The organism is Petroclostridium sp. X23 (assembly GCF_030013905.1).
GTDB lineage: Bacteria > Bacillota > Clostridia > SK-Y3 > SK-Y3 > X23.
Genome location: NZ_CP124862.1, coordinates 1,861,140 through 1,874,150, shown reverse-complemented (window position 1 = coordinate 1,874,150; position 13,011 = coordinate 1,861,140). Strand labels below are relative to the sequence as shown.

The window sequence follows — 13,011 nt, the reverse complement described above, 5'->3', positions numbered from 1 at the left end:
ATTAGTAAAATTGTTTTTTCACCTATCATTATTAAGAGCCTATTGAAATATTTATTCAAAACTATGATAGAGAGAGGGAGTACGAATAATGTATTTTAAGTTAAAAGATTATGAAATAGTATGTAAGGTACATAATGGAATAAGATCGACTATTTTGAGGGCAAAGAGAACATCTGACGGACATGCTGTAATAATAAAAATGAAGAGTAAGGAATATCCTACTAATGAAGAGATACAAGGACTGCAAAGGGAGTTTGAAATCGGGAATAAAATTAAAAGCAATAATGTTATCGGGTATCTTGAAATAATAAATTGCGATAACGGTTATGTAATAATTGAAGAGGATTTTACCGGAGAATCTCTGGATAAATTAAATAAGCGCAATGCATTTGAGTTAAAAGAGTTCTTGTTAATTTCTATTGGGATTTGTGAAGGTCTGGAAAAAATTCATGCGGCAAATATTGTCCATAAGGATGTCAATCCTTCCAATATTCTTTATAATAGAAAAACCAGTCAGGTAAAAATTATTGATTTCGGCAGTGCTGCGTATTTATCTAACGAGAACTCCATATTGCAAAGTCCTAATATTTTAGAAGGTTCTTTAAAATATATTTCGCCTGAGCAAAGCGGAAGAATGACAAGAGCCGTCGATTGCAGGAGTGATTTATATTCGTTGGGTATAACCTTTTATGAAATGCTGGCCGGCCGGTTACCATTCGAAACTGCAGATCCAATAGAACAAATTTATCATCATGTTGCAAAGAATCCTGAGAGTGTTTTAAAAATAAATCCGGCTGTACCCAGCATCATCTCGGATATTGTCATGAAATTAATGTCAAAAAGTCCTGAAGAACGTTACAAGACTGCATCAGGTTTAAAGAAGGATCTGGAAAGATGCCTGACACAAATACAAAATATTGCAGATATCGGTTTTGAATTGGGCAAGTATGATTTTTCCGGGAAATTTCATATCGGGCAAAAATTATATGGACGTGACAATGAGATTCAAGTCTTGATGCAGTCCTTTGAAAAGGCTGCGGGTGGAGCGACAGAATTGCTTTTAATAGCGGGTCCGCCGGGAGTAGGAAAGTCTGCGCTGGTTCAGGAGCTTTGCCATTCTGTTCTGAAAAAGCAAGGGTATTTTATCGCCGGTAAATTTGAACAATTTCAAAATGATATTCCGTATAGTGCAATCATTCAAGCATTGGACAATTTTATCAACCAGCTGCTTGGCGAATCCCCTGATAGATTGAAGATACGGAAGCAAAGGATTTTGCAGGCGGTTGGGAATAATGGACAGGTTGTCGTAGATGTTCTTCCATCGTTAGAATTAGTCATAGGAAAACAACCACCCATTCCTCAGTTAGGTGCGACCGAAACCCAAAACAGGTTTAATTTGGTGTTCGAAAACTTTATGCAGACGATAGCAAGCGAGGAATATCCTTTGGTTATGTTTATTGACGACTGGCAGTGGGCGGATTCTGCCAGTTTAAGCTTCATAAAAATGTTAATGGCCAATCCGGCTAACAAGCATTTATTGGTTATAGGAGCATACAGGGATAATGAGGCTGACTTGCTTCGTCCTATCATGTCAATGATGGATGAACTCACTCAAAACAAACCCATTACGCATACAATCCATTTAAAAGTGCTCCAGAAGAAAGATGTTCATCAGCTTCTTAATGATACACTCATCAGTTCAAAAGGAAATTCGGCCGGCCTTCAAGAGATGGCGGGTTTTATATGTGATAAAACAGAGGGGAATCCGTTTTTTGTTAAACAATTTTTAAGGTCTTTGTATGATAGGGGATGCTTGTGGTTTGATAATAACTCACTGCGATGGCGCTGGGATACCGAAGAGATAGAAAAACTGGGTATAACGGAAAATGTAGTAGACCTGTTAGTCAGCAAAATCGAAACATTAAATCCGTCAACCATCGAGGAGCTTCAATACGGAGCCTGTATCGGAAATCAATTTGATTTGAAGATGCTGACTTTGATTCATGATAAGCCCTTTGAAACCATTCTGTCGGAATTGCAGCAAGCTGTGCACGAAGGTTTGATTTCTGTCGATAAGAGTGAAAGCCTGTATCAGGTACGGGAGAATATCAAATTCAAATTTGTTCATGACCGTGTTCAGCAGGCGGTTTATTCCATGATTTCCGAGGATATAAAATGTGATATCCATTTACGGTTAGGAAAGCGTTTGTTGGAAGACTCTTCTGATTCCAACAAATCGGAACAAGTATTTGAAATCGTGCGGCAGCTGAATGCAGGAAGGGCCATCATTATCGATGAATCTGAAAAGATCCGGTTGGCCGAATTGAACCTCAAGGCAGGTGTAACAGCAAAAAAATCGTCAGCATATCATTCAGCCTTTCTTTATTTTAAAACAGGCATTGAATTATTAAGCAGCAATGCATGGCAGGAGTTTTATGATTTGACTTTGCAGTTATATTCAGAAATTACAGAGGCGTCCTACCTCATCAGTGATTATGAAAAGATGAATACATTCGCCGAAATAGTACTTCAAAATGCGAGAACATTAATAGATAAAATTAGAACATATAAGATAATAATAGAATCTTTACAGGCGCAGCTTAATCTTAAGGAAGCCTTGAATACCTGTATAACGGTTCTGAAATTGACGGGAATCCATCTCCCGGTAGAACCAACCCAATCAGATGTTGAAGAGGCTTTCCAAAGCACCTGGAAAACCATCACAGGAATCAAAGTAGAGGACTTAGCGGATTTACCTCCCATGAAAGATCCTGTGATGCTTGGAGCAATGCAGATATTGCTGAATAGTGCGTCAGTGACATATAAAGCGGCACCTATGCTGATGCCGATTGTCATATGCAGAATGGTAGAGCTTTCGATAAAACATGGTAATGCTCCTTTTTCCCCAGCAGTTTATTCTCTCTATGGGCTCACACTTTGTTCATTCATCACGAATGTTGAGTTGGGAGATAAACTGAAAGATTACGTAGAACTCGCGTATAAAATGGCGAAAATCAATGCGGGTCTTGTAGAAAACCCGGGTATGAAGGCCTGTAAGGCTATCGTATTGGATGTAGACAATTGTTCTGTAATACAATGGAAGGAGCATATCAAGACAACATTAAAGCCGCTGATGAAAGGTTACCGGGCCGGAGTAGAGCATGGCAACTTCGAATATGGAGGTTACTGCTTGATGAATTATACTAAGCATTTGTTGTGCACCGGCCAACCGCTTGAGGTAATGGAAAAAGAAATAGAAACAAATATAAAAAGGCTGCAAAAAACCAGGCAAGGTTTTAGTGTGAATTGGGTATGTATCTTTGGACAACTTGTTCGGAATATACAGGGTAAATCAAAAGAACCACTTAAATTTGCCGGTGATTTATTTGATGAGGACAAGATGCTTCCGATGATGCAAGATATCGGTGATATGTTGGGAATGGTGTTCTTCTTTTTAAGCAAGATGATTCTCAATTATCATCTCCGAAACTACTTTGATGCTATTCAATCCGGGGAAAAAGTAGAAGAGAATTTGGCAGGAGCTTCAGCGACGATCGATATCGCTATTTATTATTTCTACGATTCCCTTGCAAGACTTGCAGTATATCCCATCATGCCGGATGATGAAAAACAGTTGATCTTGGAAAAAGTTCACAAAAATCAGACAATGATGAGTGTCTGGTCAAAACTTTGTCCCATGAACTTTCTTCATAAGTTTTATCTGGTTAAAGCTGAGCTTTGCCGGGTAACCGGAAATTTTAACGAAGCAAGAGAATGCTATAATCAGTCTATTAATCTGGCAAAGAAAAATGAATATTTGAATGAGGAAGCTTTGGCTTATGAATTGACAGGGAAATTCTACCGGGATGAAGGCAGTGAAGATATAGCAGTAACATATTTTCGGGTAGCCCGCCGGAAATATCAGCTTTGGGGAGCGGCGGCAAAAGTAAAGGACTTGGAAAATGAATATCCGGATTTCTTTGTAGAGAATAAGGTTATGAAAAACAAACCTCAAAATATTGATTTGTTTTCCATCATGAAAGCCTCCCAGGCAATTTCCGGTGAAATCAATCTTGAAGCCTTACTCAGCCGCCTCATGATGGTGATGCTGGAAAATATGGGAGCACAGAGAGGATTCCTCATCCTAAAGAGAGAAGGTAAACTTCTGATCGAAGCTTATGCGGATGAAGCATGCGGAGAAAAAGAAGTATTAACATCTTTGCCTCTTGACGAATGTGAGGAACTCCCTAAAACAGTAATCCGATTTATAGAAAGAACAGGAGAGGGCATAGTATTTCCATCAAAATCGAGTAAAGCTTTATTTGATAAGGATCCTTATTTGATTGAAAAAAAACCAAAATCATTTTTTTCAACAGCAATTAAGCTTAAAAATGAGATTAAAGGAGTGCTCTATCTTGAAAACAATTTGACGGAAGGTATATTTTCCCCGGATCGGGTGCAAGTGATAGAAATTCTGTCAACGCAGGCAGCGATTTCCCTTGAAAATGCCCTGGTGTATAACACTTTGGAGCAAAAGGTAGAAGAGCGTACCAGAGAGATAGAAAAGACGAATGCAGAACTAAGGGTACGGAAAGAATATATAGAGATGCTTTTTAATACGGTTCCCAGCGCTGTATTTTCGGTAGATGAAGAGAATAAAGTCACAAGCTGGAATAAAAAAATCGAGGCTGTCACGGGATATTCCAGCCAGGAAGTGCTGGGAAAGGAATGTGCTCTTTTAGGCTGCAAACCATGTATAAAATCCGCTTTGCTATCCGGGAGTCCGGATGAACCGATAGACAATCTGATATGTACTATAAAGAATAAGAAGGGTGAAACCAGATACGTTTCAAAAAATGTGGATGCTATAAAGAATGAATGGGGAGAAAAAATCGGACGGATTGAGTGCTTTAATGATATCACTGACAGAATACATATGGAAAAGCAGCTTCGTGAAAGCGAAATGAAACTGAATGTGACTGCAAGCAGTGCTGGAATCGGACTGTGGGATTGGAAGGTGCAAAGCGGGGAAGGGATCTTTAACGAGCAATGGGCCGCAATGCTGGGTTATACGCTGGATGAGTTGGTTCCTACAGGTATTGATACATGGTATAGGCTTGTACATCCGGAGGACAATGAAAAGGCAGAAGAGATTCTTAAACGATGCTTTTCAAAAGAATTGGATCTTTATGAATGTGAAATCAGGATGAAGCATAAAAACAGGGAGTGGATATGGATCCTTGATAGAGGTAGGGTGATTGAATGGGATGAAAACAATAAGCCCCTTCGAATGGTTGGAATCCATATAAATATCACTGAGAGAAAAAGAATTGAGAATGAACTGAAAATGCTTAAGGAAGCTGCCGAAACAGCCAATATTTTAAAAAATCAGTTCCTTGCGAATATGTCTCGTGAGATTAGGAAGCCGGGCGGAATTACCGGAGAGACTGATTTGATGCATATGATAGATAGAGCAATGGAGCTTGAGAGAACGTATCTCACTCTTGAAGAAGCAAATGCCATGCTGGAAGAGGAAATCATAAAACATAAGAGAACGGAAGCAGCACTGATACAGGCAAAAGAAGAGGCTGAAATTGCGAATATATCCAAGAACAATTTTATTTCTAATATAAGCCATGAGTTAAGAACGCCAATAGCTGTTATTTTAAGTATAGTACATTTAGCTGAGATGAATATCAGAAACAATGTACAAATAAACTTTGAAAATGTCGGTAAACATATCAGGACAGTGAAACAAAACTGTTACCGTCTGCTAAGACTGGTGAACAATATTATTGATGTGACAAAAATTGACGCGGGTTTTATGAATCTGAATTTAAAAAATCTCAATATCATTAATTTGATTGAGAATATGACTGCTTCAGTAGTAGAATATGCGAAAGGAAAAGAGATAAACGTACTGTTTGATACGGATGAAGAAGAGGTGATCATGGCGGTTGACCCCGATAAAATAGAAAGAATACTGCTTAACTTACTTTCCAATGCGATTAAGTTTACACAAAGAAACGGGAATATATTTGTAAATATTCATAACCGGAAGACAAAAGTTATTATTTCTGTTGAAGATACAGGGATAGGCATACCGGAAGAAAAAAAAGAACAGATTTTTGAGAGATTTCTACAGGTTGACGATACCCTTACCAGAAAGAATGAAGGCAGCGGTATAGGGCTTTCGATTGTAAGGGCTTTTGTTGAATTGCATGGCGGGAGCATTACCGTATCGAGTAAATTAGGCAAAGGAAGCAAGTTTATGGTTGAACTTCCGGTGAGAATACATGAGGATGATCAATTCCAACAAGCGCCAATTCAAACCGAAAATTCCGTAAATAATGTGGAAATGCTCGATATAGAATTTTCCGATATTTACTTTTAGAGCTTTTGTACAGTATGGGAAGGTGTAATCAGAAAAAGATTAGACCTTCTTTTTTTATGAGAAGGATTCGGATAAGTATATAATCACCACGTTTGGTCAATTATATGAGCAGATAATGAATGGAGGAGAAATATGGATGTTTGATTATATATCCAAAAAATTCCGTTTTTTCATTTTAAAAGATAGCAATAGAACATATAAGAATGTTTCCGGTAGAACATATGGTAATCCGATAACATCCGATCTTAAGAAAAATATAGAAATACTGCAAAATATACTGCATAATAATAGCGACGTAGTTGTACGGGAGTTTAATTTCGGGCATGATAGGGCCGCAAGGGGTGTGTTGATCTATTTAGAGGGCATGGTGAATAAAGATATACTGCACAAAAATGTTTTACAGCCTCTAATGTATGGCGTATTATTGCTTGATCCAAAAGGTTCTATTAAAAAAAGCTAACGCTGTTAAAAACGGCGTCAGCAAAAAACAAACTGTATTTAAATAATGTAAGGAGCATCAGGCTGAAAAAAGGAGCAGCTACCATTCTACTACACGGTAAACTGATACCGTTCACCGTTGATCAACTGTGTTCCTACAAAAACCGGCTGGTTTTCTGTGGAGTAAGCAATTGATTTAATCAAAAGCAGAGGAGATCCTTTTACAACCAAGAGATGTTGCGCCTCTTGTTGCGTAGCCCGGCAGATTTCAAGTGTTCTGCGGGATATGGACACTTCGGTACCGCTTCTTTTTTTCAATACATCAAACAGCGAGCCTTCATTAAGGTTTTCGTTGATCAGGAAAGAATATGCAATTGAGAACTGATTTGTCTCAATGGCTATTGGTTCGCCATTCATATAACGTAAACGCGAAATAAAAAGAACCTGTTCTCCGTCCGGTCTTCCTAACTTGCGCAGTGTTTTGGGGTCTGCCTCTACCAGCTTGCATTCCAATAAGCGGCTGCCTGCTGTCGTTCCGTTCAACCGGCATACTTCCGAAAAGCTGAGAACCTGCTGCAAATTCCGTTGATATTTCTGTGCAGCAATATAAGTTCCTTTACCTTGCTTTTTTTCAACCAGCCCTTCTTCAGCTAATTCATTGACTGCTTTTCGGGCAGTTATTACACTTACATGATATTGTTTGGCAAGGTCAACTTCTGAAGGAATTTTTTCACGGGGTTTGCGTTCTCCTGACTGTATCTGTTTGCGAAGCTCTTCCTGCAGTTGTTTATACAGTGGAACAACGTCATTTTTATTCAACATATATTCTCACTTCCTATCATTATATATCATATTATAACATATATATAAGTGCTTGTGCAATCACGTATTTGTTATAATCTTCCGATTTGTTGTTTTTCTCCCTGGGAAAAAATAGATTATTCATATCCTTATTGAATTCACTTATGCATTAATATATAGTATTTATATAACTGCCCATTTCTGCTGCTAAAGTATGACCGCTTTGTTGTTACTGCAATCCTAAAGACATCAGTTTTCAGTATAAATTTTTCCTGAACAGATTGACAATTCATATTAAATATTATATACTATGTATATGAGTTTATATAAGTGCACATACGTATATATAAGTGCGTGGTGCTGTGTCAATTCTAAAAGTCAAGGAGGTGAAACTTGAATTCTAAGTAAGGTATCATGGAAACCGACCGCCACATAGTATAAACAATAGCACAGTATGCAACGGTGGATACGGAAAGTTTCAGACAGAGTTATACTATAAAAACGGTTTCTCAACTGTTACAAATTTTTAAAAAGTAGAGGGTGTCTAGTATGGGAAACGCAAATACTTTTCTGAAGGCGAAGATCTCTGGAATACATAAAACAATAGACAAATGTATGAAAGTCTTCAGTATATTCACAGGTTATCTAATCGCTATTTTTATGGCCATTTTGTTTATACAGGTCATTCTAAGATTTGTTTTCAAGAATCCTATTTATGGTGCCGACGAGCTGGTGACAGCGCTGATGATCTGGTCGATGGCACTGGGCAATACCATTGTTTATTGGTACAATGAACATGCGGTCATTGAGTTCTGCATGAAGAAAGCCCCCAAATTTTTCAAGGTGCTGATGCACCATGTAACCAATCTGATTGTATTAATAACATCTCTTGTTTATATACCGGGTGGACTGAATTTGTTCAAGATGCAGCAGAAATTAATCCCGCTTGGAGGACTGCCTTTCACTAAAGCGTATTATTATGCTCTTCCTGTTATTGTTATGGGAATCCTTCTTGTAGCATTGAGTGCATTCAAAACTGTTGAATACATTGTTTTAAAAGATGAAAAATTGCTGATGCCTGCGCAGGGAGAAGGAGGGATTTCACTTGATTGATCCGATGTTGTGGATTTACTTTTTACTATTTGTTGTATTGATTCTAACGGAAGTACCCATTGCTTTTGCAATGGCGGGTTCGAGTTTACTCTATGCTGTCATGAACGGCCAAAGTTTTGTGATGTTTGCACAGAAGACAGCCAATTCGCTTGCTGATTTTAATATGTTGGCGGTTCCTGCATTTTTATTTGTAGGTATTTTTATGAATGAAATCGGTCTCACTGACCGGATATTTACCGCTGCGGAAAAATGGATCGGGCATTTCACCGGAGGACTCGCCCATGCCAATGTTCTTGCAAGTATGATTTTTGCAGGCATGTCCGGTTCCGCATTGGCCGACGCGGGCGGTTTGGGAACCATTGAAGTAAAAGCAATGAAGGATGCCGGTTATGATGAGCACTTTTCAGTTGCTGTTACGGCCGCTTCCTCCGCAATCGGTCCTATCATTCCGCCAAGTATTAACTTTGTTGTTTGGGCATTTCTCTCTCAAACTTCAACCCTTGCGATGTTCCTGGCCGGAATCGTTCCGGGCGTTTTGATGGGTGTTTCGATGATGGTCTGGATAGTCGTTGCGGTAAAGAAGCTGAATGTGAAGGCGCCTACCGTTGCAAAATCGTCTTGGGGAGAAAGATGGACGTATAGTTTAAAAGCGCTTCCGGCACTGGGCGGACCTATTATCTTGATTGGCGGTATTCTTTCGGGTATTTTCACGCCTACCGAGTGTAGTGTTGTAGCGGCAGCTTACTGTGTTGGACTCTCGATGGTCTACAAAAAGTTCTCCATTGACATGCTGACACGTGCACTGCGGAATACATTGTCTTCTGCTGCAATGGTGATGGCATTATGCGCGACGGGACTTATTTTTAACTGGATGATTGTTACTAGTGGTTTGATGACCTATATGGCTAATTTGATGCTATCTTTGGGGAATACTTATTTAATATTATTAATGCTTAATGCGATTCTGCTTTTTATGGGTTGCTTCATTGGCTCGATGCAGGTTTTGATTATGATTGCACCGCTGCTAATGAGTCTTTCCTCATCACTGGGTTTAAGCTTGATACACATCGGTGTTATCTCTGTGCTGAACCTTACACTTGGTTTGATCACGCCTCCAATGGCTCCGTCACTGTTTGTAACCGCGAAAGCAACAGGTGTCTCGTTTGACAAGTCATTGGGATATACGGTTCAGTTCTTGATTCCGCTGGTCATTACGTTATTGCTCGTAACCTTTATTCCGGGTATCACGATGTGGCTGCCTGGCATAATGGGAGCGATATAAAAATAAAAAGGAAAGAAGGAATGAATTATGAAAAAACTATTAGTAACAGTTCTTTGCGTGGTATTGTGCCTCAGTTTGTTTGCGGGCTGTGTGCAAAATGCTCCAACTACCCCCAGTCCGTCTTCGGGTACTTCCGATGATAAGAAACCTGAACAAACAGCCGACCAACCAAAGGATGGGAAAGCACCGATGGTATTCAAACTTGGTAACGCGGGTGCGATTGGTGAGCCTGCGGCTACGGTATGCCAACTGTTCACTGATTTGGCGAACGAAAGGCTGAAAGGGGAAGTCGTATTTGAATTCTATCCGGCAGAGCAGCTTGGAAATGAAGTAACCATGCTGGAAAACCTTCAGGTTGATCTCCAGCAAGGTGTTATGACTGCTATTGACACCCTTGGAACCTATTCTAGAGATTTCAATATCATCTCTATGGCGTTTGCTTTTGAAAATCATGAGCACTTGTTTAAATATTTGGATTCCGAACTCTCAAAACCGGCCTTTGACAAATTGGAAGAGCAGGGAATACACGTTGTAAACTATAATTTCCGTAAGAATCCCAGACTCATTTTTGCTAAAAAACCTATTAAAACGCCGGATGATTTAAAAGGTGTTAAATTCAGAATTCCGAACATCCCTATCTGGGAGAAAAACTTTAGGACGATGGGTGCGGTGCCGACCATTGTTGCATGGTCTGAATATCCGTTCGCATTGATGCAAGGGGTTGTAGATGCCGGAGAGTGTACCAAAGAGAGCTATTATGCTGCTAAATTCTACGAATCAAGTAAATACGTTTCTGAGGTTGATTATGCTTATCCTCTGGAAGCACTGAGCTTTTCCAAAGCAGCGTGGGAACGTCTGACTCCTGAACAGCAGAAGATTATAGAAGAGGTTGCGGAAGAGGCTGCAAATGAATTTAATACCACTATCAATAACAAGTGGGAAGAGGACAAAAAGAAGTTGACTGAATTAGGTGTGGAGTTTGTAGATTTCGATAAGAAGGCATTTATGGACAAAATGGCTCCTCTTGCAGGAACACTTGAAAAAGAAGGTTTCTGGGATACCCCGGGACTTTATGAGAAAGTACAGGCTCTGAAATAAGTGATGACTTTTTTGTTCGCAAAAAGTAGGATGACATGAAATAGTACGCTCATATTCCCGCTTGCAAAAGCGGGAATATCATGAGCGGAAGGATATTTGGAGGAGTTACATGCTAAAGGTTTTGGGAATAGGTGATAATGTATGTGATATCTATCTTCATTCTGGAGAGATGTATCCCGGCGGACAGGCGCTGAATTTTGCGGTTTATGCAAAGAACCTAGGAGTTTCGTCTGCTTATATGGGCGTCTTTGGGCAGGATGAGATTGCATGGCATATCATCCATACACTGGATGCGCTAAAAGTTGAGCATGTGCGTTGCCGCCAATACGAAGGTGAAAACGGATATGCAGTAGTGAATCTGGTGGATGGAGACCGTGTTTTCATGGGAAGCAACCGTGGGGGAATCACAAAGGAAAAACCAATTGTTCTTGAGGAGGCAGACAAAGAGTATATTCAAACATTCGATTTGGTTCACACAAGCAATAATAGCTATTTTGATGACCAATTGAAGTCTCTTCATGCATTGGAAATCCCCATTTCTTATGATTTTTCAAATAAATGGGAAGATTGGGAGCGCACTGCACGTATTTGTCCATATATTACTTTCGGATTTTTATCGTGTGGTTCTATGTCACAGGAAGAAACGCAGCAGATTTGTAAAAAAGTTCACCAGTTAGGTTGTAAAATTGTAATAGCTACAATGGGAAGCAAGGGTGCATGGTTATATAACGGAGAACTGATGCTTTTCCAACCGCCAAAAACTGTTGAAGCAATTGATACACTGGGGGCGGGCGACTCTTTTGCAACAGGTTTTTTAGTTTGTCTTTCAAAAGCGCAAAAAGAGAATCCTGATAAGTTGGATACGGATTCGAGTTATCGTGAACAAATATTTAAGCAGGCGTTGGAAGAGGGTGCTGTGCTGGCAGCTAAAAACTGTCTTGTAAGAGGTGCATTCGGATACGCTGCAAAAATCCCCGAATCGGTTTTACAGAAGCTTATTTGAAGCGGAGGGAAGAAATGGCTAGAATAAAAAAATCACGTATAGCTATTGGAAATTATCATTATGTTCGCTATCATTTTACACATTTTTTGAATACAGCCGTAAAACTCGGTATTGAAAATATTGAGGTTTGGGCGGCAGCGCCGCACTTCTGTTTGGATACATTAAACGAAAAATCACTTCTTGATACTAAGCATCAGATTGAGGATCGAGGTCTGAAGGTGGTTTGTGTCACTCCGGAACAGTGTTCTTACCCCATTAATATTGCAGCAGAAGAGTTCCCTCTAAGGACAAAAAGCATACAGTACTTTAAAACTGCCATTGATGCGGCTGCTGAATTAAATGCACCTTATGTGCTGGTTACCGCAGGTTGCGGTTATTTTGATGCCGATATTCAGGCAGCGTGGGAACGATCCCTTGCTGGGATGAAGGAGTTGGTTGCATATGCGGAGTGCAAGAATATTACACTTGCATATGAACCATTGTCGAAGTATTCATCTAATCTGGTGAATAATGTTTTTCAGCTTCAGAAAATGCTGGAGTCCATTCCGTCCAATCATATAAAGGGTATGTTGGATACGGGCCAAATGGCATTGGCAGAAGAGGATATCCATGATTATCCCCGTCTGTTGGGTGACAAGCTGGCACATGTTCATTTACTGGATGCTACCCCGATGGGGCATCTTGCATTGGGTGAAGGGCGGTTACCTCTAGGAGAATATATTGATGTACTTGAAGACAGCGGCTATAAAGGGTGGTATACCTTTGAATTTACTGCACTTCAATATAGGCATGAACCGGAGATAGCCGATGAAAAAAGTATTAACTGGCTGTTGGCAAACGATAAGCTCATTATAGAATGAGCATTACTATAGATATATAACG

The 13,011-nt window shown here is 39.7% G+C and carries 8 protein-coding genes; 7 read left to right on the top strand and 1 reads right to left on the bottom strand.

Annotated features, from left to right (window positions below; translation table 11 throughout):
* Positions 1 to 88: 88 nt before the first annotated feature.
* Positions 89 to 6,394, top strand: coding sequence for an AAA family ATPase (locus QKW49_RS09125; protein WP_282867240.1), 6,306 nt, complete (start codon positions 89 to 91; stop codon positions 6,392 to 6,394).
* Between the two features lie 136 nt (positions 6,395 to 6,530).
* Entirely contained in the window at positions 6,531 to 6,854 is a 324-nt protein-coding gene (locus QKW49_RS09120; RefSeq protein ID WP_282867239.1) for a spore germination protein, read from the top strand.
* Positions 6,855 to 6,943: 89 nt separating this feature from the next.
* Here QKW49_RS09120 and QKW49_RS09115 read toward each other — a convergent pair whose 3' ends face one another.
* Entirely contained in the window at positions 6,944 to 7,654 is a 711-nt protein-coding gene (locus tag QKW49_RS09115; RefSeq protein ID WP_282867238.1) for a GntR family transcriptional regulator, read from the bottom strand.
* Positions 7,655 to 8,182: 528 nt separating this feature from the next.
* Between QKW49_RS09115 and QKW49_RS09110 the strand changes: the two genes are divergently transcribed.
* The 5 genes from QKW49_RS09110 to QKW49_RS09090 all read left to right on the top strand — a co-directional run bounded on the left by QKW49_RS09110 (position 8,183) and on the right by QKW49_RS09090 (position 12,989).
* Positions 8,183 to 8,746 (top strand): TRAP transporter small permease subunit, encoded by a 564-nt coding sequence (locus QKW49_RS09110; protein WP_282867237.1) that lies wholly within the window; start codon positions 8,183 to 8,185, stop codon positions 8,744 to 8,746.
* Positions 8,739 to 10,028, top strand: a complete 1,290-nt coding sequence (locus QKW49_RS09105; RefSeq protein ID WP_282867236.1) for a TRAP transporter large permease — start codon at positions 8,739 to 8,741, stop codon at positions 10,026 to 10,028. Before QKW49_RS09110 ends, QKW49_RS09105 begins: the two co-directional genes overlap by 8 nt.
* Before the next feature lie 27 nt (positions 10,029 to 10,055).
* Positions 10,056 to 11,126, top strand: coding sequence for a TRAP transporter substrate-binding protein (locus QKW49_RS09100; protein ID WP_282867235.1), 1,071 nt, complete (start codon positions 10,056 to 10,058; stop codon positions 11,124 to 11,126).
* A 109-nt stretch (positions 11,127 to 11,235) separates the two neighbouring features.
* Positions 11,236 to 12,129 carry a PfkB family carbohydrate kinase gene (locus QKW49_RS09095; RefSeq protein WP_282867234.1) on the top strand — a complete coding sequence of 298 codons (894 nt, stop codon included), beginning with the start codon at positions 11,236 to 11,238 and terminating at the stop codon, positions 12,127 to 12,129.
* 14 nt (positions 12,130 to 12,143) lie between these two features.
* Complete coding sequence (locus QKW49_RS09090) at positions 12,144 to 12,989, top strand: sugar phosphate isomerase/epimerase family protein (protein ID WP_282867233.1); 846 nt, start codon at positions 12,144 to 12,146, stop codon at positions 12,987 to 12,989.
* The last annotated feature ends 22 nt before the right edge of the window (positions 12,990 to 13,011 follow it).

Bases quoted from the DNA above. Each gene is read 5' to 3' on its own strand.
- QKW49_RS09125 (WP_282867240.1), top strand. From the start codon at position 89: ATGTATTTTAAGTTAAAAGATTATGAAATAGTATGTAAGGTACATAAT.
- QKW49_RS09120 (WP_282867239.1), top strand. From the start codon at position 6,531: ATGTTTGATTATATATCCAAAAAATTCCGTTTTTTCATTTTAAAAGAT.
- QKW49_RS09115 (WP_282867238.1), bottom strand. From the start codon at position 7,654: ATGTTGAATAAAAATGACGTTGTTCCACTGTATAAACAACTGCAGGAA.
- QKW49_RS09110 (WP_282867237.1), top strand. From the start codon at position 8,183: ATGGGAAACGCAAATACTTTTCTGAAGGCGAAGATCTCTGGAATACAT.
- QKW49_RS09100 (WP_282867235.1), top strand. From the start codon at position 10,056: ATGAAAAAACTATTAGTAACAGTTCTTTGCGTGGTATTGTGCCTCAGT.
- QKW49_RS09095 (WP_282867234.1), top strand. From the start codon at position 11,236: ATGCTAAAGGTTTTGGGAATAGGTGATAATGTATGTGATATCTATCTT.
- QKW49_RS09090 (WP_282867233.1), top strand. From the start codon at position 12,144: ATGGCTAGAATAAAAAAATCACGTATAGCTATTGGAAATTATCATTAT.